The sequence below is a fragment of the Sporolactobacillus sp. THM19-2 genome, assembly GCF_004153195.1.
Classification (GTDB): Bacteria; Bacillota; Bacilli; order Bacillales; family Sporolactobacillaceae; genus Sporolactobacillus.
Genome location: NZ_SEMC01000003.1, coordinates 1 through 23,983 on the forward strand (window position 1 = coordinate 1; position 23,983 = coordinate 23,983).

Sequence of the window (23,983 nt, forward strand, 5' to 3'; positions counted from 1 at the left end):
TCTTAAATGGACAGGGAAGCCGAAAGGCTTTGAAACAAATCCTATAGGAATCCAGGAGTCATTCCAGGTATCCGGATCCAACTGGAAATTCTCTTGGATTGAGCTCTTACTACTAATATACGAGGAGGGAACAAGATGAGCGGTTTACAGAGAACCTGTCTCGCAATTCTCGTTATCGGAGGCATCAACTGGGGCCTGATCGGCTTCTTTCAATTTGATCTTATTGCAGCGATCTTCGGCGGCGCAAATACAGCGCTGGCACGGATCATCTACGGCATTGTCGGGCTTTGCGCTCTTTATTGTCTGACTCTGCTATTCAAACCCAGTGAGGAACTGGAGCACAGACGGGAAACAGAAACCCGGTAAAAAACCTGAAGAAAAGCCGGCCGGTATGTAGCATACAGCAAAGGCCGGAGCCTGGTTTTTCTGATATCGTATTAAAAAGATCCCTGAACGGGATCTTTTTCTATTTCAGCAAAATCAAGATTAATGAACCGGACGCGGGTCGACGTGCAGCGTTTTTTCAATATAAATCTGGTGCCACAGCATGAACATCAGAACAGTCCAGATTTTACGGCTGTTATCCTGTCTGCCCGCTCGATGATCTTCAAGTAATTTCAGCACATAAGACTTGTTGATATAGCGTTCAGTGCCACTTTCCTGAATGATTTTTCTTGCCCAGTCATACATCTCATTTTTAAGCCAGATACGGATGGGTACCGGAAATCCGAGCTTTTTACGGAAAAGGATGGAATCAGGTACAATTCCGCGCATAGCTTCACGAAAAGCATACTTCGTCGTTCCGTCTCCTGTCTTGAGTGAATCCGGAAGTGTTCTTGCTACTTCAAATACGGCTTTATCAAGGAAGGGAACGCGGAGTTCCAGCGAATGGGCCATCGTCATCCGGTCAGCAACCACCAGTATATCCCCGCGCAGCCATGTTTCAATATCAATCAACTGCATCTGATCCAGCTTTGAGTCGCCCGCTGCCTGTTGATAAACAGGATCAGTAATATCTGTAAACGGGGTCTGATCGGAAAAGGTCTTCAAAACATACTTCTTTTCATCCTCATTAAATATGAAGGCATTACCGACATAACGTTCGGACAGCGGAGTCGTTCCCCTCAGAAGGAAGCTTTTCCCTTTTATGCCTTCAGGTAACCTGGAAGCCAGCGCATGAAGCAGTTCTTTCCCGGGCTTCGGAACGGCGTCAAACCACCTGAGTGAAATCGGCTCACGATAAATATTATAGCCTCCGAAAAGTTCATCTGATCCTTCGCCGGAAAGCACCACTTTGACATGTTTTCTTGCTTCCCGTGCCACAAAATAATTGGGAATGGCTGCCGGATCTGCAACCGGATCGTCCATATGCCAGACAATTCTCGGCAGTTCCTTCATGCACATCTCAGGCGTAATTTCCAGCGCATAGTTTTCAACACCGAGTTTCTCTGCTGAATCCCTGGCAATATCGATCTCATTGTACCCCTTACTGGCAAATCCGACGGTAAATGTCTCAATATGCTTATTGAAGCGTCTGGCAAGCGCCACGATACTCGTTGAATCAATACCACTTGAAAGAAATGCCCCGACAGGAACATCACTTCTCATGTGCATTTTTACTGAATCGATCAGAACATCCTGAATTTTTTTCTTTGCCTCATCCAGGGTCTGTGCAACAGGTGCAAAGGAAGGTGTCCAGAACGTCTTGTTTTCAAGTGGGCCGCCGTTCTTCTTGATCAGATAATGTCCGGGTTCAAGACTTCGAATGTTCTTCTGCAGGGTATAAGGTTCAGGAACAAACTGAAATGTCAGGTAGTATTGCAGGGCTTCTCTGGCAACCGGATCCGGTTTTTCATCGATTAAAAGACTCTTCTCCTCGGAAGCAAAAAAGATGCCATGGTCTTTCTCCATATAATAAAAAGGTTTGATGCCGAAATGATCCCGTGCCGCAAACAGTGTTTTCTCCTGCCTGTCCCAGATCATAAAAGCAAACATGCCGCGAAGAAAATCGACACATTGTTCGCCGCGATCCGCATAGAGGGCTGCAATAACTTCCGTATCCGATGTTGTCCGGAAGGTATATCCTTTTTCAATGAGTTCATTTCTTAATTCCACATAGTTATAAATTTCACCGTTAAAAATGATATAAAAACGTTCATTATCATAAGGGAGCGGCTGATGCCCTCCGGAAAGATCAATAATACTCAATCTGCGGAAAGCAAGCTGGACCTGATCATCCGTGAAATAGCCAGCATCGTCAGGACCCCGGTGGTTAATCACTTCTGTCCGTGCGGTCATCGCATTCTGATCGTGCTGTCCCGGTGTTAAATCATTACTCTTTGAAATATAACCGCAAAACCCGCACATAATAATCCCCTTTCGTCTGTACCTAGATGGGATTCCATCAGGTACCGGCTTCACGCCGACCTTACTTTATTATTCCCGTATTCAGTCTATCATTCAAGCGGAAAATTTCAAAGAGTTGGAAACGCTTCATAACAAGGATGTTATTTCTTTGGATAATCTGTGCTTTCGGTAAATAATTCCTGAATGGGTATTTCCAGAATAGTCGCGACTTTTGCCAGCATTTCCGCCGTAATTTTGCTTCGCCCGGATTCCAGATAAAAGTAACCGTTCGGGCTTTGATAGCCCAGCTTTTCCGACATTTGTTCGAGTGTCATACACCTCTTGCGCCTCTCCCTGAGCTTCTTCAGATCTACAGTAAGCATCCTTCTCCATCTCCCCGAATTTACCTTTACGGTAATTTTTTCTATTCATTATACCATAAATGGTTCTGGTAACACGGTTCATATTACCCAATTGGCAATTTTCGATTCTATTTAAAAGTTACGTGATAAACTTTTTTGTATCTGGAAAAAAACGTTTGATCATCCCGGATTGGAGGACCGTTTCAATGGCGAACACGCTCGGAATCAGGATTCGATTCCTCCGCGATGAAAAGAATTTGTCGCAGAGGGAGATGGCTGATCAGCTGAATATTTCAAATGTCCAGTTGAACCGCTATGAATCCGGCGCCCGAAAACCCGATCCGGATATGCTGGTCCAAATTGCCGATTACCTGAACGTTACCACCGATTATCTGCTTGGACGCACGTCATCAGTCAGAGAATCTGATGTTCCCTATCTGACCAGAGAAGACAGCAGATTTATTCAAAAAGCAAAGCATGTTCACGGATTGATGGATTTTTTCCGATACCTGACAGAGCATCCGGATGAAGCAGAGAAAATAATGAAGATATGGTTGCTGATCAAAAAGGAATGACTCTTGTTTACAGAAACAGCCCGGCTGCATAGCAACCGGGCTGTTTTTTTTCATACTAAAATAAAATCAGAGAAAGTTTAATTTTCCTTTTCTCAGCATCAGACCCACTCCGCCGAGTTCAAGCAGATAGCGGTCATCAATCACTTTTTTCATGGCAGCCGCCGGTTTTCCCTTCAGCTTTTTATCATAAACAACACCGATTCCCTGATGGTTGCCAAGCGATGCCACGGTACCTCTCTTCTTATAAACAAACTTTTCTGTTGGTTCACCTTTAATCAGATGTTTCAGGTTTCTGGCGACAAGCTCCCCCTCCTGAACAGCAATCTGCGCTGTCGGCGGATAAGGACGCTTACCTTCAGCAGGAAAGACAACGGCAACATCTCCGACAGCAAAGACATGATCGTCATCTGGTGCACGAAGATCATCTGTAACCGGGATTTTCCCACGGTTTGTTTTAAAGCCGGAATCTGCCGGAATATGGCTGGCTTTTACACCGCCGGTCCAGACGACTGTTCCTGCTTTAATCTCTTCCATTTTTTCTGCATCTTTTTTTTGAACAAGGACACCGTCCGGCGTAGCCTCCTTTATGAAGGTCCCCAGTTTAAAGATAACGCCCTTGCTTTCCAGATACCTCTGTGCATATTCTGCCAGATCACGTTCGAATGGCGGCAAAACCATTGGCATACCTTCCACGTCAATGATTTTGACTTTATTCTGATCAATGTCATATTCCCTGCACAGGCCGGGAATACGGTCAACCAGTTCACCCAGGAATTCAACACCGCTCAATCCGGCACCGCCGACAACCAGGGTCAGGTCACTGTCTTTTGCATCCGGATCGTTATTATAGCTGGCGAATTTGTATTCAATGTGTTCGCGGATTTTTCTCGCTGTATTGACGCTGCGAATCGAGAAGGCATGTTCACTCAGTCCCTTAATGCCAAAGGTATTGGACTCAAAGCCAAGTCCGACCACGAGGTAGTCATAGCTGAGTTCTCCGTTTTTCAAAATTACTTTTTTATTATCCTTATCTATCTTAACCACGCTGTCCTGAACGAAATGCACTCGATTGGTGTTGATCACGTTTTTGATCAGCATTCTCGTCCGGTCATGATGAATCGTACCGGCTGCTGCTTCGTGCAGCCATGTGGTCTGGTAATGATAGTTATGCTTATTCACTAATGTTATATCTGCGTCATCCGGACTCAGTTCCTTGGCCAGATTAACGGTTGTGATCATTCCGCCGTAACCGGCGCCGATGATTAATATCCTGGGATTGCTCATGATCCAATGCCACCTTTTTATGTTTTATCCTGTTTGTGTAATTTATCACAATCACTGATATTTTTTCTTCACATCAATATTATGTCTTTTTTGTTAACATTTCAAGAAAAATATCCGAAAAAAAACTGTTTCACGGTCAGGTCGCGCGTACTGACAGCATCTCAGGTATTCTGACTGTGTTATTGTTATCTTGCTTAGAGCGAAAGAGGTATGACTTCTGCGGGAGCACGCTCCAGAAGAGACGTCGCAGTGAGGGCACCGGGCGCTGAGGCTTATCCATCGCTGGCTGAAAGCAGGTACCTGGGGAGAAAAACATCTTAAAAAAAAGACCGAACAGTTTTACTCTGTCCAGCCCCTGTTATTCGCTTAGATTATCAGCAATCGCACTGTTTTGCTGGTTTGCCGGCATTGTCACTCGTTTTAAACGAGTTACCGCATCCGCATGTGGAAATGGCATTCGGATTATCGATCGTAAATCCACCGCCGGAAAGATTTTGTTTAAAATCAATCGTAACACCGTTAAGCAGGGCGGCACTGTTTTTATCAACAACCACTTTCAGTCCCCGATCTTCAAGTGCCTGATCACCATCGATCATTTTATCATCAAAGCCCATGCCATATGTCAGCCCGGAACATCCTCCGCCACCGACACCTACCCGAAGAAATAGATTCTCTCCCGGCTGTTCCTTCAGCATTTCTTTCACGCGGAAGTTTGCTGCTTCAGTGAGTGTAATGTTCATCTGATCAACTCCTTCTTTTTATTTCATTATACCTTGCAGTGACATTAATCACAATTCATAATATATACCCTTACAAATCACTTCAGCACTTCCGGTCATAAACACATGATCGTCAGAAGACCGCCATTCTATAGAAAGGGGTCCACCCGCCAGGTGTACGGTCACCGGTGTATCCTTCTCTATTCTTGACTCAAGAATGGAAGCAACAACAGAGGCACAGGCACCGGTGCCACATGCCTGTGTGATCCCTGACCCGCGTTCCCAGACGCGATAATCCAGTTCATGATCAGACAGGGGGTGAACAAAACCGACATTAACACCCTCCGGAAATAACGGGTAAGTGTCTGCGAGCAGCCGGCCGAGCTGATGAATCGGTGCCGCGTCCACATCGTTGACAAAAAACAGGGCATGGGGATTACCCATGGATACGGCTGTAAACGTATAATCCTTATGGTTCACCCGCAGGGGTTCACGAATGACCATCTGGCTTCCATTCCCGCCGGCAACAGGGATCCGGCTGCGTTCGAGGATCGGTACGCCCATATCCACGGTCACCTGATCCACCCTGCCGTCCCTGAGATGAACTTCTGCCCGCTTATTACCGGACAGGGTCTCTATTGTGAAACGTCTGGTCGGTACATAACCCTGCTCATAAACATACCTCGCTACGCATCTTAACCCATTGCCGCAGTTTCTCGCTTCAGAACCGTCTTTATTAAAGATGCGCATACAGACATCGGCCTGTTCAGACGGGAGAATTAAGATCATCCCGTCTGAACCGATTCCCCTGAATGGGTCGGATACTTTAACTGACAGCTCTGCAGGTGAGGGAATATCCAGATGATTGGCTATTCCGTCCAGATAAATATAACAATTCCCAAGTCCATGCATTTTTGTAAATGGATATGTTTTTCCCATACTTCCACTTCCCGGCTCGTGTTATCTAAGTGGTTCCCTGGACCAGATGTAATCCCTGTCCATTTTTTCAATAACTATTTTATTGTGACAGCAGGGCATGACGACGTGAGTTTTTATCCCCTCAAACGCCCGATTAACCGCTTCTTCTTTAATTGGAATTAATACAGATGAAGCATGACAAAACGGGCATTCCTCAAAATAAATATCTTTCATGACACGTTCATACGGCCAGCTGTGGTGAAAATCCAGCATTCATACTCCATCTCCCGTAAGCCCGGTCGGACTCGTGCTTTTGATTTTTAATTGTAACACGACAGGACGTTAATGTCACCGGCTTTCACCAACTCTTCGCCTGCCGCATCATTCATTCCTGCCGCTCAATATACTGCTGAACCGGCCTGAGGGAAATAAAACCCTCACCAAGTATCGTTTCTCCCGCAACCAGCAGCGGATAGAAATATTCGTCAGCCTTTATTTTATCGCAGAACAGGCGATCCTGCCCGGTCTTCGGCTGATTAATATCAACGTATCTTACTGTGATGCGGTCCCCGTATTTTCGCGTCAGCGCTGCCTCAAGCCATTCAGCGGTTGCTTTGGCGGGCGGTACCTGCGCGCAGCTGGCGCAGACCGCATCCGCTCCGTAGACTGTCATTTCCAGACGCGTTCACCTCACCTTTTTTCTGTATCATCATAGAGAGAAACCTGCCGACGGGCAAGTCCGGGTTCTCATCCATAAAATTTTTATCGATTCTTACTGTATAAATATATCATACCGTTTCAGACGAATCTTGCGGCACCTGATCTGAAAATAGATTTTTCACTGGAATGACGGTATAATGAGAGCAGATGGAAAGGGAAAGGAGTGTTTCCAATATACGATCAGGTCAGGGAAGTGCTGGATAAACTGCGTCCTTTTCTGATTCGGGACGGCGGTGACGTCGAGCTTCTGGATGTTGAAGATGGAATCGTTCGCGTGCGTCTCTTGGGTGCCTGTGAAAACTGCCCCAGTTCAACCCTTACACTGAAAGCAGGCATTGAACGTGCTTTAATAGATAATGTCCCCGGCGTCAGAGAGCTTGAACAGGTTTTCTAAGTCGTTAACCGCCTGATGATACAGGCGGTTTTTCATCATCCGGTCATTTCCCCGGTTATCCATTCCGGGACACGAATACCTGCATACCGTCTGGCAAGCCGTTTCAGCAGGTATTCATAATCCGCAATCTTTTCTTCATTTAACCGGATCATCTCGCAAAACCACTGATGGTCCTGATCACCTGGTCCCCAAAAGTACCGTTCACAGCATTCGATATAGGAAAGTGGGAAAAGCAGACGGGCGAATGTGCGGACTGCGTGAGATGGATCAAGCGGATACATCGCTTCATAATCCGTAAGAAAAGTGTCTACCTCTAATTCAAATGCCTTTCCTCCGCGATTCCATGCATGCAGGCGGAGCCATTCTGCAACATCACGTGAAGGTCCGTCGATCACCCACAAAGCGGGATTTTCGAGAATCTGCGTGGAACGACCCGTATAACGATAGTGGGCGATGACGGCGGGTTCCCGTCCACGACTATCAATTGAGAGATCCGTCAAAAGCTGGATCGCATTTTCTGCGCATCCTGAGAAATAGGGGAAATTTTCATAGAACAGCTTTTCGAAGGCCGTTTGCGGGGATTTACTGTCAATTTGCCGGTATTTTTCCATAAGTGTATCGATACTTTGAATCATGCCGGCCGTTCTGCTGTACATCGGCGACTCAGGAAACGCCAGCGGGTCAATACCTGTTGTGAAAAGCTGAAATGAAGCCAGTGCAGTCCCTTCCGAAACAGCTCCTGCGGGTTCGGTTTCCGGAGCCTGCATGAGAACGCCCTGGACGCCGCCGTCTGTCACGACGAGCTGTCCTTCATGACTCCGGATCATCCGGCAGACCGGCATCCCGTTTTCGTAAAGCTGTTCAGACATGGTCGCGAGGGCTTCAATATTCTTATGGAAAAAATGATCAAGCGGCTGGAAAAAGAAACGTCCGGAAGCCTGATCCATTGTATCCCTCTTTTCACTAAACGTCTGAAATTTGCTTTCCATGTTATCCTCCGCCAACGTTCTTACCCTCATTCTATGCACCAGATCAGTGTGAGTATGAAAAAAACAGCCCCGGTTTTTCAGGCTGTTCCTTAATCAGAACTTCCATTCACTTAATGAACGAAGCGTGTATGTCGGTTGAATCTTCTTCTTTTTCAATGCATCAGGACTTGTTACACCGGTGAGAACGATCAGCGTATCCAGCCCCGCACGAATACCTGCCATAATGTCGGTGTCATAATTATCACCAATCATCAGCGTTCTTTCCTTTGTTGTGCCCGTTTTCTCCAGTGCCTGCTCAACGATAATCGATTCGGGCTTGCCAATATATATGGGTGAAACGCCGGTCGATACACGGATCACTGAAGTCAGTGACCCGTTCCCCGGAACCAGCCCGCGTTCATTTGGCAGGGCAACATCCGGATTGGTCGAAACAAAACGGGCACCGGCACGCACAGCGAGACAGGCTTTAGTATATTTTTCATACGTAATCTGCCTGTCCATGCCAAAAGCGACAAAATCCGGATGATCTTCCTGATAGTGCAGACGTTCCTGATCCATAGCTTGCTTCAGGCCAGCCTCACCAATATAATAAACAGATGCATCTGCTTTCTGTTTTTTTATGTACCGTGCGGTTGCCATGCTGGTCGTTAGCACATCATTTGCCGTACAGGGGATACCGAAGCCCTGCAGCTGTCCGGCAACGGTTTCCTTTGTCCGTGTTGAATTATTTGTGACAAACAGATATCTGAGCCCTCTTCGTTTTAATTCTTTCACAAAAGTAACGGCTTCGGGAATCTCCTCTTTGCCCCGATAAACCGTTCCGTCCAGATCAAGTAAAAATGCGTCGTAAGTCTTTCCCATCATGTTCCTCCAGAATCGTGTCTTATTTATTATTCCCCGGCTGATCCGGTGAAAATGCGGATACCGGTCCAAGTTCTTTTTCAATATAATCCGAGATACGGCCGGAAAAATGTTTTAACGGACTAATAGCGTCACTCAGAGTCTGTTTCAGCCGGTCGTGATTGACAGCTGTATAATGCTGAACCAGCATCTTTCTAAGCCCAACAACGTTTCTTATCGGCTCTGCTTCTTCATGAGGAAGGACCGACTCATCTTCCAGAATGTCGATCACATCTTCATATCCCCCGGGATCACGCATGATAAATCCGTCAATCATCTGATTTCCCACGTCAATCATCGACTCAATCACATTCTGTGTGATCCGTTCGAGGGCCAGCTGATTGATGTCCGTATTCCATTGTCCCTTTTCAAAAAGACCGAGCAGCCGGTCAAGATAATCCAGTATTTCCTTTATTTTGCGACGATCTACAAAGTACATGTCTGTCCCCTCTTTTTATTACATCCTGTATGTTATTTAATGAGAAATCGATTTTTAACACACAATACGGTTAATGAAGCTTTGCTTTTTTAGATATCTTTTTCAGTACAAAGTAGGCACACCCAAAACTGCAGGATTCAACAAGATAATCCACCAGCGTACTGATCTTCGTATCAAACGAAGATTTATGGTTATGGTCATCATAGAAGCCGCGAAGTCGGAGCTGATTATATCCCCAGTCCCCGACGATGTAGTCGAATTTATTTAAAATTTCACTGTAACGGCTGATAAACGCTTCTTCATTCCAGCCGTTGCGGACGTTTTCAACGACCTCATAATGGCTGTGATCGATGGAAACTACAGGATTCGTCACTGATTTTCCCTTCCTTTCCGGTTTCCGATGCAGTGCAGATCAGTTTCTGCCTCTATTATAACAGATCGATTCTGAACAAAGTATGTTTGCCGTCTGACACATAACGCTTATAGAAAGGATAAGGACCGTAAATGAAGCTTCTGACACACATGACATGTTGCTTTTTGATTCTGTCTGCGTTACTGATTGAAACAGCCGCGGGTAAAGAAGAATCTGCCGATGAATCCTTACGGGAAAGAAAGGCCCTTTATCTGAAAACCTCAGCACTGACCGGCGTCCCTTGGGAATTTCTTGCAGGCTGCGATCAATATGCACGGATGAGCACGCCAAAACAGACTCCAGAACCGCTTATCGCCCTTCATTTCAGTAAAAAGGAATGGGCGGGACTTGCCAACCCGAATGAAGAGGATCAGAATCCCCTGTCCATTGCTTTCTTCGGAGGATCAGGACTGGACGGCAATGGTGACGGAAAGTCTGACCGTGAAAACCCCGAAGACCGCCTGTTTGCTTTTACCCAACGGATGGCTTCCGAAGGTCCGGGTCAGGACAACAACCGGATTGCCGCATGGAAGTTTTTCCGGCGCGGGAAAGCTGTTGAAATGATCGATGGCTTCAGCAGACTTTATTCGCATTATAACACCCTGGATTTATCTGCACATGCTTTCCCTCTTTCCCTTGCCGCCCATTACGATTATCAGTCAACCTGGGGCTCCCGGCGCGGGTGGGGCGGTCTGCGGATCCATGAAGGGACAGACCTGTTTGCCGATTACGGCACACCGGTACGGGCAACGGGTTACGGGATCATTGAGATGATCGGGTGGAACAAATATGGCGGCTGGCGGATTGGCATCAGAGATATCCGGGGAAATTACCATTATTTTGCCCATTTGAAAGGCTACGCCCCACATCTACAAAAAGGCCATATTGTTGAACCCGGACAGGAGATCGGTTATGTCGGCAGTTCCGGTTACGGTCCGCCCGGCACCATGGGTAAATTTCCTCCGCACCTTCACTATGGCCTGTACCTTGATAACGGAAAGACGGAATTTTCTGTTGATCCTTATCCCGTCCTGCGTGTATGGGAAAGAGAAGAACGGGCGAAAAAGAAAGCCATGCACTAAAAACAGCTGTTACTCGCCTGTTTTCACGGCTCCCCGGCCGGACTGTCCGGGCGGATCAACCGGCACTGACGGAGTTACTCCACCAGCGCCGTAAAAATAAGGGACGTTTCTGGGAAGTACATTGGATCCGAGCGGAATATGCTGCGAAATCATTTTCGTCTTCAGTGCGAAAGGGACAATGACATCGACTTTCACTTTCACATCAAGATAAATCGTATAGACGATATTGTTAATGCCAATGTTCTTGAAATCCCAGCGCAAATCAGTGGATATATTGCTGACTACGTCCATCTCAACAGGTACCCTTGGACCATAATTACTGATGAGCGCATTATTGAGAATCTGACCAAGCGGGATGTCTGCGACGATCCCTTCGGTGTGATTGTTCTTCAGATATTTAAGATCCTCACCCGGTCCATTGGTGAGTGTAATTTTCCCCTTCTCGGCGGATCTGATAAACCAGAGAATACGGTTGGTTATCACACCCTTAATCCGATTCGCTTCCGCTGGATCCAGACTGTAATCACTGATTTCTTCCTGGTTATTCCGATTCGCAACAATCAGTTTTGTAAAATCAATATCCGGCATCTCATTCGGATCCCGAGGTCCTGAAGCATTTGTCAGGACACTTTCTCCAATCCCGTAATTAATGGCATAGTTGGCAAGCTGCTCTGCCTGCGTCTCAGCAATAGATATAAGAGCGGGTTTCATCTGTTCATTTACCGTCCAGATACCTGCCGACGTCATGATAATAAACAGCATTAAGGTCAGGATAAAGACACGCCTGATCGGCATCATCCGCTTACGGTATCGTCTATTCGGTTTAAACATGACTGTCCCCCTTTATCTCATCTATATGCAAAATAAAGGGGGGTTAAAAGTCTTTTTCTGTTTTTCATCATCCATTCTGAACAAGCCGGACCCGGATCATGGATTCTGATCTGTGTTTGTCTGAAAATCATGGTTAAGGCATTTTTAAAAGGGCCTCACGACCGATCATACCCGGCCTGATGCCATACTTTTCTGCTTCCAGGGTCACCTCGGCAAGCGGCGCATTCAGTAATTCTTCAAGTGTCCGGACGCCTGTCGCCTTGCCGGCAATAATGCCGCGATCAGCCAGTCTGCTGTTCAACAGTCCGACATCAAGCGCTCCGCACATGATATAACTTTTGTCCGACGCAATGGCCAGCAGACTGGTTTTCGGCAGTTCAACGGATACAGCGCGATAAAATTTACCATCAATACATAACGGTTTCAGATCGATCATTCTGCCGCCTCCTTTCCTGTTACATCTTATGGAAATTTGGGCGGTCAGGTGACAGGTAACCCTAATTGATTTCTTTCAGACGCCACGCCAGCAGATCACGCAAGGTTTCCGGCAGATAAAAGCGCTGCTTCGCCTTGACAATCGGTGGGAGAAAGTGTCCCATCGTAAAGACGTCAATCGTACCCAGACTGTATCGTTTCTCCTTCTCAAGCGGAATGCCTTTAATCCGGATATCACAGGGATCCAGTCTGCCTTCCTTAAGCCGGGTATCGTAAGTCAGATGACTGAAGACCAGTTTACCCAGTACTTTTCCGCGGAAACCGAATCCTTTCAGTTCATAGGCCTGAAAATCCCTTTTTAAACCGATGCGGATCATTTCCTCGATCTCCTGGCCCGTCACCTCAACCCGGCAGGGATTAATCGGATGCGGACAAATACGATGCACATCAAACCAGGTGACCGGTCCCGCAGGAAGACCATCAAGGATCACGCCGGCATTGACGAGTCCAACCTCCGCATGGCACCATTTTCTCAGTGCGGACGCCATCATTCGCGTGATCTCCGTATCTCTGAACCAGTCAACCGGCAGGGCATGGTCCAGCCAGACAATCTTCTGCTGCATATGAGCCACACCTTCCCCGGTTAATCTGCGGACTTCCTCAACAGCTTCAGGATCAGGTTTTTCCCGCAGAGTGACCAGATCTGCTCCCTTATGAAGGACGCGGTGCGCTTTTTCATCATATTCAACAACCACGTGACCGGCATAGTGGCCATATTTTCCAGCCTGTGCAATTAATGTTGAATCAACCTGTTTTCCACGTTCGAGGGCATGATGCGTGTGTGCTCCGATGATCACGTCAATGCCGCTGATTTCTTCTGCTACCCGTTCGTCAAACGGGAGGCCGACGTGGGACATGAGCACAATCAGATCCGTTTGCGGTCTGAGTTTCCTGACCAGCGGTTTCAATTCAGTAAAGGGATCACGTATGTCCCAGTCAAGCAATCTGTAGAATTTTGGAAAAGCTGCGGTCAGTCCAATCAGTCCGACCTTTACCCCTTGCATATCGCAGATCACATAGGGTCTGCACCATTCAGGCCGCCTGCCGTTTGTATGATAAAGATTGGCAAGAATCACCTCAAAGTGACGATCATCATAAACCGTGTTCAGTATATCTTTAGTAAATGTAATACCTTCATTATTGCCAATCGTAATATAATCATATTTTGCATCGTTGAGTAATTTCACGTTACCTTTTCCGAGCAGACCTTCTGTCATGGGATGAAAACGATCCATATGATCGCCCAGATCGAGAGTCAGATAAGGCTGACCTTCCGCCCGGAGCCGTGTCCTCTCATGGTTCAGATAACTGATGAGGCTCCCCCAATGATCAAAATGGCTGTGTAAATCGTTTGTATGAAAAAAATGGAGTGAAATCAAAAAGAGCCCTCCCACGAGTATACGAACAATTGAATCCAAGGTATATTGTATCGCTAAAAAGAGGCCCTGTGCAATTATGCAGATAACCGTCTTTTCACCTGATCCTGCTGCCGTCCCGTTCTGTATGTGTTCCGGAAAAATGAAAAAGCCTGCCGGTCCTGCGATCAGACCGAAAGGCTTAAATCTATCCTGTCACCTGTTTTATTTTTAAATCAGCCGATAGAACCTGCCATATTATACTTGATCAGTCTGTTCATTTCGACTGCATATTCCATCGGAAGTTCCTTGGTAAACGGTTCAATAAAGCCCATCACGATCATTTCTGTCGCTTCTTCTTCTGACAGGCCGCGGCTCATCAGGTAGAAAAGCTGTTCTTCAGAAACTTTCGATACTTTTGCTTCATGTTCCAGTGAAATGTCGCTGTTCAGCACTTCATTATAGGGAACCGTATCAGATGTCGACTTGTCATCCATGATTAATGTGTCACATTCAACATGACCACGTGAATTTTTCGCCTTCGGGCTGAAATGAACTTTTCCACGATAAGTCACGTTGCCACCGTTCCTGGCGATCGATTTTGATATGATCGTCGACGACGTGTTCGGCGCCAGGTGAATCATCTTGGAACCGGAATCCTGGTTCTGTCCCTTTCCGCCGATGGCAATCGTCAGGGTACTCCCACGGGCGCCTTCCCCTTTAAGAACGACAGACGGGTATTTCATTGTCACACAGGAACCAATATTGCCGTCTACCCATTCCATCGTGGCATGATCTTCACAGATCGCCCGCTGCGTAACCAGATTATACACATTGTTCGCCCAGTTCTGAATGGTGGTGTAGCGACAATAGGCATTTTTACGGACATAAATTTCAACAATCCCGCTGTGGAGCGAGCTGCTGGAGTATACTGGTGCGGTGCATCCTTCCACATAATGGACGGAGGCTCCTTCATCAACAATAATCAGCGTCCGCTCGAACTGGCCCATACTTTCCGAATTAATCCGGAAATACGCCTGAAGCGGTGTCTTGCAGACCACGCCTTTCGGAACATAAACAAAAGATCCACCTGACCAGCAGGCTGCATTAAGTGCGGAGAATTTATTATCCGCGTAGGAGATTACCCTCCCGAAGTATTCACGGAACAGTTTTTCGTGTTTCTTCAGGGCCGAATCCGTATCCATGAAGATAATCCCTTCTTTTTCGAGATCCTTCTTCATGCTGTGATAAACCACTTCGGATTCATACTGTGCGGAAACACCGGCCAGGTATTTACGTTCGGCTTCCGGGATGCCCAGTTTATCAAAGGTGTCTTTGATCTCACCCGGCACTTCGTCCCAGGTCCGCCCCTGATTCTGTACGGGTTTTACGTAATAAGTCAGGTCGTCGAAGTTCATAGCCGAGAGATCGGCACCCCACTGCGGCATCGGTCTTTTATAGAAATGACGCAGACCCTTCAGCCGATATTCCAGCATCCATTCCGGCTCGTTCTTCTTCCTGGATATTTCGCGGACAACGTCTTCTGTCAGCCCACGTTTCGTACGGAACACCGAAACATCTTTTTCCCTGAAACCATACTTATATTCGTCTATTTCCGGTACTTGCTGCTGTGTCGCCATCTGGAATCCTCCTTTTCTTATCCGTTATTTATTCATACAGTCCCTGTTTATTTTCCAAGTCGTTATCTCTATTTTATCATAGTTCACATAATAGTCGAATTATTGATCCGCATGTTCTCCTGCGGCTTCTCGGAGCCCTTTCTCCATAGCCTTCCATGGGAGGGTCGCACATTTAATCCGTGCGGGATACTGAGAGACACCCTGCAGGGATTCTGCATCACCAAGGTCGAGATTGTCATCGTGCTCCCTGCCCTGAACCAGCTCGGAAAAATCATATGACAATTCATGTGCGTCTTTTATACTCTTACCCTTAATCACATCGGTCATCATTGATGCGGAAGACTGACTGATGGCACATCCGCTTCCGTTATGCCTGACATCAACAATCTTATCTCCGTCCAGTTTCAAAGAAAGATGAATTTTATCTCCGCAGGAAGGGTTGTTCATACTGACTGTAATCCAGCCCGGATCGTCAATCATCCCGTGGTTGTGCGGACGTTTATAATGATCCATGATGACCGACCGGTATAACTGGTCCAGATGGTTAAATGACATGTCCGAAGAACTCCTTTGCATCCTTAATTCCTTTCGCCAGCGTTTCAATCTCATCAAGTGAATTGTAGAAATAAAAGCTGGCTCTGACCGTTGATTCACATTTCAGCCAGCGCATGAGCGGCTGAGCACAATGATGCCCCGCCCGAACAGCGATGCCATCTGCATCCAGTGCTGTTGAGACATCATGCGGATGTATTCCATCAATATTAAAGGAGACCAGACCGGCGCGGTGCTTCGGCCCGTATACGGTCACACCATCCAGCTCTTTGAGTTTTTCATAAGCCGCATCAGCAAGTTCCGTTTCATATCGATTAATGGCTTCCATACCGATATTTTCCAGATAATCTACAGCTGCACCAAGACCAATCGCACCACTGATATGCGGTGTCCCCGCTTCCAGCTTCCATGGGAGTTCTGCCCAGGTTGCACTGTGGAAATCCACTTCATCAATCATTTCTCCTCCGGTCTGAACAGGTTCCATAGCTTCAAGAAGCTCCTGCCTGCCATAAAGAACACCAATACCTGTCGGGCCAAGCATTTTATGTCCGGAAAAAGCAAAGAAATCGGCATCCATATCCTGAACATCAACAGGCATGTGAGGCGTGCTCTGTGCCCCGTCAACGACCATGATGGCCCCTTTTTCATGAGCGATCGCCGCAATTTCCTTCACAGGATTGACTGTACCAAGGACATTGGAGACTTCCGTGCAAGCCACAATTTTAGTCTTGTCGGTTATGGTTTTCCGGACATCATCCAGATCCAGCATACCATCCGGTTTCATCGGAAAGTATTTCAATTCAGCACCGGTCACCTGGGCAACCTGCTGCCACGGGATCAGATTGGCATGATGCTCCATCGGGGAAATAACAATTTCATCACCGGCTGTCAGATTCACTCTTCCATAGCCATAGGCCACAATATTAAGGGAATCTGTCGTCCCCCTTGTATATATAATTTCCTTCGTACTCTTTGCGTGAATAAATCGGCGGATTTTCTCCCTTGCCTCTTCAAATTGCTCTGTGGCCAGGGTACCAAGTGTATGGACACCGCGGTGAACATTCGAATTATAATTTTGATAATAGTCAACCAGCTTCTGAATAACCGAATTGGGCTTTTGAGAAGTCGCTGCGTTATCCAGGTAGACCAGCGGATGGCCGTTTACTTCACGGCCAAGGATCGGAAAATCTTTTCGGATGGTTTGTACGTCCAGCATCATCCCACCTTCCTTTCAATCAGCCCGGACAGCTGTTTGCGTACGCCCTCGATAGGGAGCAGATCAACGACCGGTTCGAGGAAACCTTCAACAATCAGCTTTTCAGCCGTTTCTCTTTTAATTCCGCGACTCATCAAATAATAAAGCTGGTCCGGATCGACACGGCCAACTGAAGCCGCGTGGCCGGCAATGACGTCATACTCGTCGATCAGGAGAATCGGGTTGGCATCGCCACGTGCTTTATCACTCAGCATCAGCACGCGCTGGGTCTGTTCCCCGTCAGCCTTGGAAGCGCCGTGTTCAATTTTCGTCCGCGCATTGAAAATCGAGTTGGAAGCATCTTTCTGAGCGCCCCGAACGAGCAGCCGGCTGACCGTTTCTTTACCGACATGGCGGATGTAATTATCAAAGTTCTGTTTTTGCGATCCGCTTCCGACACTGACGGCTTTCGTGTCACCGGAAGATCCGTCACCCTGCAGATTGGTTGCATTTTCCGAGACGGTATTCCCGTCGTTCATCTGGCCGAGTGCCCACTGGAGACTCCCGTCCCTTTCCACATTTCCCTGTCTGTTGATATAGGAAACCACGCCCCCTGTAAGGTTGTCAACGGCCCCATATTTGACCTGGGCATTCGTACCGACAGAGACTTCGTTGACCAGGTTGGCCACACTGTCTCCTGTGGATTCACTTGAAAGGTAACTTTCAATATAGGTGACTGAACTGCTCTCTTCAGCAATAATCAGTGAGTGAGCAATGAGTCCCGATGAGGGCGCGTCCTGATAATAGACGGTCTGCAGCGGTTCCTCAATGATAACGTTTTTTGGAACATAAAGGAATGACCCTCCGTTCACTAAAGCCGCATTCAGCGCTGTAAGTTTATGTTTGTCTGCCGGGGTGGTCTTAAAATAATATTTTTGTACCAGGTCACCGTATTTATGCATTGCGGTGGCCAGGTCTGTGAAAATAACCCCTTTTTGCTTAAGTTCTGCAGACAGCCTGCGGATGACAGGCCTGTTGTTATGGTGAATCAGAACATTCCCGCTTTTTTCCTCTTCACCAATCAGTTTGACAACCTCTTCCGGAAGCTGTGATTTTTCCGTCACCGTATTTTCCTGGATGTCATAATTAAAATTCGTAAAGTTCCAGTCCGTGATTCTTGTTTTTTCCGTTTTCGGCAGTGGCAGTTGCTCTGCAAAACGTAGCCCCTCTAGACGTCTATTTAAAAACCATTCAGGTTCATTTCTTTTTTTTGAAAAGAGACTGATTTCTTCCGCGTCAAACGGAAGACTCATCAATTGCGTCGACATGTTCTCCCTCCTGACTCCCTGCATTTCTATTATGCCTCTACTGTCTCGTCGTCTTTGATGCCAAGTTCAGCTTTAAGTCCGTCATAACCTTCGTCCTCAAGCTTCAGGGCAAGATCCGGTCCGCCGGTTTTTACAATATGCCCATTCATCATCACATGGACCTTATCCGGTTTGATGTAATTGAGAAGGCGCTGATAATGAGTAATGATCAGACAGCCAAAATTTTCTGAACGCATGGAATTAACGCCCTTGGAAACCCACTTCAGGGCATCAATATCCAGTCCGGAGTCAATCTCATCCAAAATCGCAAACTTCGGTTCAAGCATAAGCAGCTGCAGAATTTCATTTCTTTTCTTTTCGCCACCGGAAAAGCCCTCGTTGACGTAACGTTCCGCAAATTTATGGTCCATTTCAAGAAGGTCCATCTTTTTATCAAGCTTTTTGATGAACTTCATCAGAGGTACTTCATTACCCTCACCGCGGCGGCCATTGATAGCGGTTCTCATAAAGTCTGCATTGGTTACACCACTGACTTCTCTGGGATACTGCATGGCAAGGAACAATCCGGCACGGGCCCGTTCGTCAACAGACATATCAAGGAGATTTTTTCCATTAAGTTCGACACTGCCTGCTGTGACTTCATACTTTGGATGCCCCATCACAGCAGAAGCAACCGTTGACTTTCCTGTTCCGTTCGGCCCCATCAGGGCGTGAATTTCTCCGCCTTTAATATCCAGATCAAAGCCTTTGACAATCGGCTTTCCTTCTACTGATACATGAAGATTTTTTATTTTTAATTCTGGTACTGTCATACCATAACCTCCAATAGTTAATGACGTGTGATCTGAAAGCTCACTGAAATAAATTCTCAGTCTATTCTCATTATCATCTTATATCACATGTAATCAGATAGCAACTAAAGCCCTCAGGAAAATACGTGAAAAATCTGTATAAACCTTTCTCTTCATTATAACGCTGATTTTACTCAAGAAAAATGGATGAACGGGTTTAGCATGACTCAGAATAAAAATAAAAATCCGTTTCCGGACAGTTGGCGGAAACAGATTTTTAAAACCACCCTCAGGTTAATCAGAGACCGGCAGTACAGCCCCTTTATATTTTGTTTTGATATAGTCCTGAATCTCCTTCGACTGAAGCACAGAGACAAGTTCTTTAATCGCCTTTTTCTTTTCATCACCCTTGCGCACAGCGACAACATTGGCATAAGGTGATTCTCCCCCCTCAAGAATCAGGGCATCCTTTTCCGGATTAAGTTTCGCCTGCAGAGCAAAATTCGTATTAATAGCAAACAGATCAGCTGCATTGTGCTGATAAGCTTTCGGCAGCAGAGCCGGATCAATCGGCTGAAGGAATTTCAGATGTTTTTTGTTCTCAATATCCTTCAATGTCGCCGCCATTTTGTCAACGCCCGGTTTTATTTTTAACAATCCCTTTGATTCAAGCAGCATCAGGATACGACCCTGTTCGGCTTTATTGTTGCTGATCTGGACGGTTGCGCCATCTTTAACATCATCAACAGACTTAAATTTACTTGAATAAATACCGAAGGGTTCAATGTGGATTTTTCCGGCGTTGACCAGATCCGTATGATGTTCTTTATTATATAAATCCAGGTACGGGATGTGCTGGAAGTAATTTGCATCAAGCTGTCCGGCAGCAAGTGCTTTGTTCGGCAGCACATAATCCTGGAATACTTTCACTTTCAGGTTGATGTTCTTTTTCTTAAGCAGCGGAGCCGCCTTTTTAAGTATTTCTGCATGCGGTACAGCCGTCGCGCCGACCGTCAGTGTTGTTTCTCCTTTTGTACCGCTTTGCGCACTGCCTCCGTTTCCGCAGGCAGCAAGCGCCAGAATAACGGATAAGGCCAGTATTAATGATAAAATTTTCCTTTTCATGTTGCAGTCCTCCAATAGTTCAGATGTGCTCTTCATTTAAAAATCCATCATTTATGATCTGTCTGTTTATCTCTTATCAACATGCCGGGTGATACGGTCACCGATAAACTGAATAATAAAAACAATAATCAGAATAATGACTGTCGCGACAAAGGTAATTTGATTATTATTCGCCTGAAAACCGTCATTGTATGCAATGGTGCCCAGTCCGCCTGCGCCGACAACGCCCGCCATCGCGGTATTACTGATTAAGGCAATCAGCGTGACGGTCATGCCGGAGATCAGCGACGGCCAGGCTTCAGGAAGCAGGACTTTAACAATGATCTGCAGGCGGGAAGCTCCCATCGCCTGAGCGGCTTCAATGACCCCTTTATCTACTTCCCGGAGACTGATCTCTACAAGGCGCCCGTAAAACGGGGCTGTCCCGATGATAATCGCAGGAAGAGCTGCTGTTGCGCCGATCATCGTCCGGACAATCAGAACAGTGAACGGAATCAGCAAGATAATTAAGATGATAAATGGAATCGATCGAAAGACATTGACAACTGCCGCAACAATCCGGTAAACAAACAGCTGCTCATAAAGCCCGCCTTTTGCCGTCAGGAAAAGAATCAGGCCGAGAATCAGACCAATAACAAAAGTCAGGACACCGGAAACCAGAGTCATATAAAGCGTTTGTTCGGTAGCCAGCCACATTCCCGGCCAGTCGATACTTGATAAGAAACCGTTCATCGGGAAATCACCTCAACTTCCAAATGCCCTGCCCGGAGCTTCTCAATGGAAGCTTTTATATCGGTTTCCGCACCGGTCAGATTTAATAGAAGAAGCCCTTCTGAACCGCCATTCACCGATGACAGATCGCCTTCAATGACAGCCACCTCAAGAGCCGGATTCCGGAATAAAATCGTCGACAGCGGTTTCTGGCTGTCCCCTTCCCTGAATGTGATGCGGATAATGGTCCCTCCCGGATGATGCTTCTGAAACGAGCTGATTCGCTCCTTTTCAGTCAGCGATTCGTCTGTCCGGCCGACAAACGATCTTGTGATCTCCTTCTGTGGATGCAGAAAAACATCATGAACGGAACCTTCTTCGACAATGATTCCCCGATCAAGGACAGCAACACGATCACAGATCTGATGAATGACATGCATCTCATGGGTAATGATCACAATCGTGATTCCCAGTTTCTTATTAATTTCGCTGAGCAGGCGGAGAATGTCCTCTGTTGTTTTCGGATCCAGTGCGGACGTCGCCTCATCACAGAGCAGCACTTTGGGGTTACTGGCAAGAGCCCGGGCAATGCCCACACGCTGCTTCTGGCCTCCGCTCAGCTGTGACGGATAGGACGAGTCACGTCCGGAAAGCCCGACGAGCCGAATCAGTTCCGACACCCGCTCCTTCCTTTTAGTTTTAGGAAGATGGGACAGTTCAAGCGGGAAAGCAATATTTTCAGCAACCGTGCGGGACCACAGCAGATTAAAGTGTTGAAAAATCATTCCAATCTGCTGTCTTTCCCTCCTCAATTGTTTATCTGATAAATCAGACAGCACACGCCCGTCCACTTCCACCTGACCGGATGTCGGCTTCTCCAGCATATTAATCAGCCGGATCAGCGTACTCTTACCGGCACCGCTGTAGCCGATGACGCCGAATATCTCACCCCGGCGGATGCTCAGGCTGACGTCAGACAAAGCTTCAACCGGTCCGGCATCAGTCTGGTAAACCTTTTTCACATCTTGAAGCTCAATCAACACCATTTCCTCACTTTCAAAACCTTTTCTATACGCTTAGCCGGATATTCCGGAAAATCCGAAACCTGTATCTCCTCCCTTTCACGCTTCATGAAGGTAAACAAAAAACTCCTCAATGAAAGAGGAGCCCGCTGCCTCTCTCATCTGCCAGAAACTTGCATTTCTGCAGGAATTAGCACCTTCCTGTCTTCCGAATAAACAGAAAACAGGGGTTGCCGGGCATCATCGGGCCAGTCCCTCCGCCGCTCTTGATAAGAGTGATTACCTATTCTTCTATTCTTATGCGTAAATTTAACTTAACATGGTGGCTGAAAGTTGTCAAATCGACGATTCAAAAAAACACCAGGCAAGATTTTCCTCCTGCCCGGCGTTTATGATCATTATGAAATTTTTAATTATTTTTTCGGCAACTTTAATTGATCACCTGCGAAAATCAGAGAAGAATGCAGATGATTTTCTTTCATCAGCTTGCTGACTGTCGTGCCATGCGCTCTTGCAATATCCCACAGGGTATCCCCGCGCTTAATCGCGTATGTTTTATTTGCCTGATTATGCGTCTGGCCTTTATTCTGCACATTGAAATTAAGCTTTTGACCCGGATAAATCACATCCGACTTCAAATGATTGTTCAGTTTAATTTCGGATACGCTGATTCCGTGATGTCTTGAAATCGCCCACAGGCTGTCACCCGTCCGGACGAAATAAGTTCCGCCGGACACTTTATCTGATTGAGCAGCGGCAGGACGTTCTGCCGACTGTGCAGGCTGCGCCGCTTCCTTAACTCCTGACTTTACCGTCTGTGCTTTCGGTTTTGCTGCAGGAACTTTAGCCGGTTCCGCTGCAGAAGCTGTTGTCGGTTTTGCTGCAGAAGCTTTAGCCGGTTTTGCTGCAGAAACCTTTGAAGGAGCTTTGGATGGCGAAATCGGATTGCCCTTCAGCCGGAGTACTTGGCCGGATCTAATCTGATTCGAGTTCAGCCCGTTCAGTGCTTTCAGCTGAGACACCGATACATCTGTCTTCTGACTGATTCCTGACAGCGTATCCCCGTCCTGAATTTTATAGGTTCCAGACGGCGTCGCCTGATTGTTGCTTGTGGCTTTCTGAGTCGTGTTCGAAGCCGGTGCGGCCTGTCTTACTGCAGGACGTACAGATTTTTTCGCTTTCTGAGCGGGTGGGGTGCTTTCAGAAATCCGTCTGGCGGTCACATATTTGGGTTCCCAGTAGCTGGATGCACCGCCATCAAAAATTTGCGTCTGACGGACACCTGTTTCTTCATTTTCAGCACTGATCATCTGGTTATTGCCCACATAGATCCCCACATGAGAAATTCCTTTATTATTGGTGTTAAAGAAGACGAGATCCCCCGGCTGAAGGTTATCTCTGCTGACATAAGCACCGTACGCTGCCTGCCCCGCAGAACTGTGAGGCAGATTCACCCCTAAACGGGCAAAGACTTTCATCGTAAAGCCGGAGCAGTCGTTAGCTCCCCATTTATATTGCTGACCGATACCCTGTCTGGCCAAATTGACTACTGCATTTCCCGAAGGAGCTGCCTTTGCCTGATCTACTCCTCCGGCACCCGTTCCTGCTACAACCAGTCCGCCGATAAGCGTTGCTGATATGATTCCTTTTTTCTTCATTTTCGGATAACCTCCTGCTCGTATTTCAAAAATCACGCGTCGCTTATATGTACATGTGTGTTAAGCTTTTCAACAAGGTTAATCATAGTCCCCAGATTTTTCATGGCAGTTACATGCTGTTAACAGAAGCGATACGTCTT

At 46.8% G+C, this 23,983-nt stretch carries 27 protein-coding genes and 1 riboswitch; of the genes, 4 read left to right on the forward strand and 23 right to left on the reverse strand.

Annotation, left to right across the window (positions count from 1 at the left end; genetic code table 11):
- The first annotated feature begins 135 nt into the window (after positions 1-135).
- The gene (locus tag EWH91_RS03460; protein ID WP_129928632.1) at positions 136-366 is read left to right on the forward strand and encodes a DUF378 domain-containing protein; all 231 of its coding nucleotides are present in this window, start codon (positions 136-138) and stop codon (positions 364-366) included.
- A gap of 120 nt (positions 367-486) precedes the next feature.
- Here EWH91_RS03460 and asnB read toward each other — a convergent pair whose 3' ends face one another.
- Together asnB and EWH91_RS03470 are read right to left on the reverse strand one after the other, a co-directional pair.
- Positions 487-2,367 (reverse strand): asparagine synthase (glutamine-hydrolyzing), encoded by a 1,881-nt coding sequence (gene asnB / locus EWH91_RS03465; RefSeq protein WP_129928633.1) that lies wholly within the window; start codon positions 2,365-2,367, stop codon positions 487-489.
- Positions 2,368-2,507: 140 nt separating this feature from the next.
- Positions 2,508-2,729, reverse strand: a complete 222-nt coding sequence (locus EWH91_RS03470; RefSeq protein WP_129928634.1) for a helix-turn-helix domain-containing protein — start codon at positions 2,727-2,729, stop codon at positions 2,508-2,510.
- A 185-nt stretch (positions 2,730-2,914) separates the two neighbouring features.
- Between EWH91_RS03470 and EWH91_RS03475 the strand changes: the two genes are divergently transcribed.
- Positions 2,915-3,283, forward strand: coding sequence for a helix-turn-helix domain-containing protein (locus EWH91_RS03475; RefSeq protein ID WP_165364229.1), 369 nt, complete (start codon positions 2,915-2,917; stop codon positions 3,281-3,283).
- Between the two features lie 66 nt (positions 3,284-3,349).
- Here EWH91_RS03475 and EWH91_RS03480 read toward each other — a convergent pair whose 3' ends face one another.
- From EWH91_RS03480 to EWH91_RS03500, 5 genes are all read right to left on the reverse strand, one after another.
- A complete protein-coding gene (locus EWH91_RS03480; protein WP_129928636.1) occupies positions 3,350-4,567 on the reverse strand; it encodes an NAD(P)/FAD-dependent oxidoreductase in 1,218 nt (405 codons plus the stop codon).
- A 374-nt stretch (positions 4,568-4,941) separates the two neighbouring features.
- Entirely contained in the window at positions 4,942-5,307 is a 366-nt protein-coding gene (locus EWH91_RS03485) for a HesB/IscA family protein (protein WP_129928637.1), read from the reverse strand.
- Positions 5,308-5,355: 48 nt separating this feature from the next.
- The gene (gene dapF, locus EWH91_RS03490; RefSeq protein WP_129928638.1) at positions 5,356-6,225 is read right to left on the reverse strand and encodes a diaminopimelate epimerase; all 870 of its coding nucleotides are present in this window, start codon (positions 6,223-6,225) and stop codon (positions 5,356-5,358) included.
- Positions 6,226-6,246: 21 nt separating this feature from the next.
- Entirely contained in the window at positions 6,247-6,477 is a 231-nt protein-coding gene (locus EWH91_RS03495) for a hypothetical protein (RefSeq protein WP_129928639.1), read from the reverse strand.
- 112 nt (positions 6,478-6,589) lie between these two features.
- Positions 6,590-6,877, reverse strand: a complete 288-nt coding sequence (locus EWH91_RS03500; protein ID WP_240697243.1) for a DUF1462 family protein — start codon at positions 6,875-6,877, stop codon at positions 6,590-6,592.
- Positions 6,878-7,096: 219 nt separating this feature from the next.
- Between EWH91_RS03500 and EWH91_RS03505 the strand changes: the two genes are divergently transcribed.
- Positions 7,097-7,318, forward strand: a complete 222-nt coding sequence (locus tag EWH91_RS03505; protein ID WP_129928838.1) for a NifU family protein — start codon at positions 7,097-7,099, stop codon at positions 7,316-7,318.
- Between the two features lie 35 nt (positions 7,319-7,353).
- Here EWH91_RS03505 and EWH91_RS03510 read toward each other — a convergent pair whose 3' ends face one another.
- From EWH91_RS03510 to EWH91_RS03525, 4 genes are all read right to left on the reverse strand, one after another.
- Positions 7,354-8,307 (reverse strand): spore coat protein YutH, encoded by a 954-nt coding sequence (locus EWH91_RS03510; protein ID WP_129928641.1) that lies wholly within the window; start codon positions 8,305-8,307, stop codon positions 7,354-7,356.
- Between the two features lie 93 nt (positions 8,308-8,400).
- Positions 8,401-9,168, reverse strand: coding sequence for a TIGR01457 family HAD-type hydrolase (locus EWH91_RS03515; RefSeq protein WP_129928642.1), 768 nt, complete (start codon positions 9,166-9,168; stop codon positions 8,401-8,403).
- Between the two features lie 22 nt (positions 9,169-9,190).
- Positions 9,191-9,646, reverse strand: coding sequence for a type VII toxin-antitoxin system HepT family RNase toxin (gene hepT / locus EWH91_RS03520; RefSeq protein WP_129928643.1), 456 nt, complete (start codon positions 9,644-9,646; stop codon positions 9,191-9,193).
- Between the two features lie 70 nt (positions 9,647-9,716).
- On the reverse strand, positions 9,717-10,019 hold the full coding sequence (locus tag EWH91_RS03525; RefSeq protein ID WP_129928644.1) for a YutD family protein: 303 nt from the start codon (positions 10,017-10,019) through the stop codon (positions 9,717-9,719).
- Positions 10,020-10,150: 131 nt separating this feature from the next.
- On the opposite strand from EWH91_RS03525, the gene EWH91_RS03530 reads away from it, so the two are divergent.
- Positions 10,151-11,140: a M23 family metallopeptidase gene (locus EWH91_RS03530; RefSeq protein ID WP_129928645.1), complete on the forward strand. Its 990-nt coding sequence runs from the start codon at positions 10,151-10,153 to the stop codon at positions 11,138-11,140.
- Between the two features lie 9 nt (positions 11,141-11,149).
- Here the strand turns inward: EWH91_RS03530 and yunB are convergent, their stop codons facing one another.
- The 12 genes from yunB to EWH91_RS03590 all read right to left on the reverse strand — a co-directional run bounded on the left by yunB (position 11,150) and on the right by EWH91_RS03590 (position 23,843).
- A complete protein-coding gene (yunB, locus tag EWH91_RS03535) occupies positions 11,150-11,971 on the reverse strand; it encodes a sporulation protein YunB (RefSeq protein WP_129928646.1) in 822 nt (273 codons plus the stop codon).
- 133 nt (positions 11,972-12,104) lie between these two features.
- Positions 12,105-12,407 (reverse strand): YunC family protein, encoded by a 303-nt coding sequence (locus tag EWH91_RS03540; RefSeq protein WP_129928647.1) that lies wholly within the window; start codon positions 12,405-12,407, stop codon positions 12,105-12,107.
- 61 nt (positions 12,408-12,468) lie between these two features.
- Complete coding sequence (locus EWH91_RS03545; RefSeq protein WP_129928648.1) at positions 12,469-13,845, reverse strand: bifunctional metallophosphatase/5'-nucleotidase; 1,377 nt, start codon at positions 13,843-13,845, stop codon at positions 12,469-12,471.
- Between the two features lie 212 nt (positions 13,846-14,057).
- Positions 14,058-15,461: a Fe-S cluster assembly protein SufB gene (gene sufB / locus EWH91_RS03550; protein WP_129928649.1), complete on the reverse strand. Its 1,404-nt coding sequence runs from the start codon at positions 15,459-15,461 to the stop codon at positions 14,058-14,060.
- Positions 15,462-15,560: 99 nt separating this feature from the next.
- Positions 15,561-16,016 (reverse strand): Fe-S cluster assembly sulfur transfer protein SufU, encoded by a 456-nt coding sequence (gene sufU / locus EWH91_RS03555; protein WP_129928650.1) that lies wholly within the window; start codon positions 16,014-16,016, stop codon positions 15,561-15,563.
- Positions 16,006-17,226: a cysteine desulfurase gene (locus tag EWH91_RS03560; protein WP_206184279.1), complete on the reverse strand. Its 1,221-nt coding sequence runs from the start codon at positions 17,224-17,226 to the stop codon at positions 16,006-16,008. The genes sufU and EWH91_RS03560 overlap by 11 nt, the downstream gene beginning before the upstream one ends.
- 2 nt (positions 17,227-17,228) lie before the next feature.
- A complete protein-coding gene (gene sufD / locus EWH91_RS03565) occupies positions 17,229-18,536 on the reverse strand; it encodes a Fe-S cluster assembly protein SufD (protein ID WP_129928652.1) in 1,308 nt (435 codons plus the stop codon).
- 29 nt (positions 18,537-18,565) lie between these two features.
- Positions 18,566-19,348 carry a Fe-S cluster assembly ATPase SufC gene (gene sufC / locus EWH91_RS03570; protein ID WP_129928653.1) on the reverse strand — a complete coding sequence of 261 codons (783 nt, stop codon included), beginning with the start codon at positions 19,346-19,348 and terminating at the stop codon, positions 18,566-18,568.
- 273 nt (positions 19,349-19,621) lie between these two features.
- Positions 19,622-20,452 (reverse strand): MetQ/NlpA family ABC transporter substrate-binding protein, encoded by an 831-nt coding sequence (locus tag EWH91_RS03575; RefSeq protein ID WP_129928654.1) that lies wholly within the window; start codon positions 20,450-20,452, stop codon positions 19,622-19,624.
- A gap of 66 nt (positions 20,453-20,518) precedes the next feature.
- On the reverse strand, positions 20,519-21,184 hold the full coding sequence (locus EWH91_RS03580) for a methionine ABC transporter permease (RefSeq protein WP_129928655.1): 666 nt from the start codon (positions 21,182-21,184) through the stop codon (positions 20,519-20,521).
- Complete coding sequence (locus tag EWH91_RS03585) at positions 21,181-22,203, reverse strand: methionine ABC transporter ATP-binding protein (RefSeq protein WP_129928656.1); 1,023 nt, start codon at positions 22,201-22,203, stop codon at positions 21,181-21,183. Before EWH91_RS03585 ends, EWH91_RS03580 begins: the two co-directional genes overlap by 4 nt.
- 137 nt (positions 22,204-22,340) lie before the next feature.
- Positions 22,341-22,461, reverse strand: a riboswitch (SAM riboswitch).
- Between the two features lie 137 nt (positions 22,462-22,598).
- The gene (locus EWH91_RS03590; RefSeq protein ID WP_129928657.1) at positions 22,599-23,843 is read right to left on the reverse strand and encodes a LysM peptidoglycan-binding domain-containing protein; all 1,245 of its coding nucleotides are present in this window, start codon (positions 23,841-23,843) and stop codon (positions 22,599-22,601) included.
- Positions 23,844-23,983 lie beyond the last annotated feature (140 nt).

Excerpts from the sequence above, each read along its gene's own strand:
- EWH91_RS03460 (WP_129928632.1), top strand. The coding sequence starts at position 136 with ATGAGCGGTTTACAGAGAACCTGTCTCGCAATTCTCGTTATCGGAGGC.
- asnB (WP_129928633.1), bottom strand. The coding sequence starts at position 2,367 with ATGTGCGGGTTTTGCGGTTATATTTCAAAGAGTAATGATTTAACACCG.
- EWH91_RS03470 (WP_129928634.1), bottom strand. The coding sequence starts at position 2,729 with ATGCTTACTGTAGATCTGAAGAAGCTCAGGGAGAGGCGCAAGAGGTGT.
- EWH91_RS03475 (WP_165364229.1), top strand. The coding sequence starts at position 2,915 with ATGGCGAACACGCTCGGAATCAGGATTCGATTCCTCCGCGATGAAAAG.
- EWH91_RS03480 (WP_129928636.1), bottom strand. The coding sequence starts at position 4,567 with ATGAGCAATCCCAGGATATTAATCATCGGCGCCGGTTACGGCGGAATG.
- EWH91_RS03485 (WP_129928637.1), bottom strand. The coding sequence starts at position 5,307 with ATGAACATTACACTCACTGAAGCAGCAAACTTCCGCGTGAAAGAAATG.
- dapF (WP_129928638.1), bottom strand. The coding sequence starts at position 6,225 with ATGGGAAAAACATATCCATTTACAAAAATGCATGGACTTGGGAATTGT.
- EWH91_RS03495 (WP_129928639.1), bottom strand. The coding sequence starts at position 6,477 with ATGCTGGATTTTCACCACAGCTGGCCGTATGAACGTGTCATGAAAGAT.
- EWH91_RS03500 (WP_240697243.1), bottom strand. The coding sequence starts at position 6,877 with ATGACAGTCTACGGAGCGGATGCGGTCTGCGCCAGCTGCGCGCAGGTA.
- EWH91_RS03510 (WP_129928641.1), bottom strand. The coding sequence starts at position 8,307 with ATGGAAAGCAAATTTCAGACGTTTAGTGAAAAGAGGGATACAATGGAT.
- EWH91_RS03515 (WP_129928642.1), bottom strand. The coding sequence starts at position 9,168 with ATGGGAAAGACTTACGACGCATTTTTACTTGATCTGGACGGAACGGTT.
- hepT (WP_129928643.1), bottom strand. The coding sequence starts at position 9,646 with ATGTACTTTGTAGATCGTCGCAAAATAAAGGAAATACTGGATTATCTT.
- EWH91_RS03530 (WP_129928645.1), top strand. The coding sequence starts at position 10,151 with ATGAAGCTTCTGACACACATGACATGTTGCTTTTTGATTCTGTCTGCG.
- yunB (WP_129928646.1), bottom strand. The coding sequence starts at position 11,971 with ATGTTTAAACCGAATAGACGATACCGTAAGCGGATGATGCCGATCAGG.
- EWH91_RS03540 (WP_129928647.1), bottom strand. The coding sequence starts at position 12,407 with ATGATCGATCTGAAACCGTTATGTATTGATGGTAAATTTTATCGCGCT.
- sufB (WP_129928649.1), bottom strand. The coding sequence starts at position 15,461 with ATGGCGACACAGCAGCAAGTACCGGAAATAGACGAATATAAGTATGGT.
- sufU (WP_129928650.1), bottom strand. The coding sequence starts at position 16,016 with ATGTCATTTAACCATCTGGACCAGTTATACCGGTCGGTCATCATGGAT.
- sufD (WP_129928652.1), bottom strand. The coding sequence starts at position 18,536 with ATGTCGACGCAATTGATGAGTCTTCCGTTTGACGCGGAAGAAATCAGT.
- sufC (WP_129928653.1), bottom strand. The coding sequence starts at position 19,348 with ATGACAGTACCAGAATTAAAAATAAAAAATCTTCATGTATCAGTAGAA.
- EWH91_RS03575 (WP_129928654.1), bottom strand. The coding sequence starts at position 20,452 with ATGAAAAGGAAAATTTTATCATTAATACTGGCCTTATCCGTTATTCTG.
- EWH91_RS03580 (WP_129928655.1), bottom strand. The coding sequence starts at position 21,184 with ATGAACGGTTTCTTATCAAGTATCGACTGGCCGGGAATGTGGCTGGCT.
- EWH91_RS03590 (WP_129928657.1), bottom strand. The coding sequence starts at position 23,843 with ATGAAGAAAAAAGGAATCATATCAGCAACGCTTATCGGCGGACTGGTT.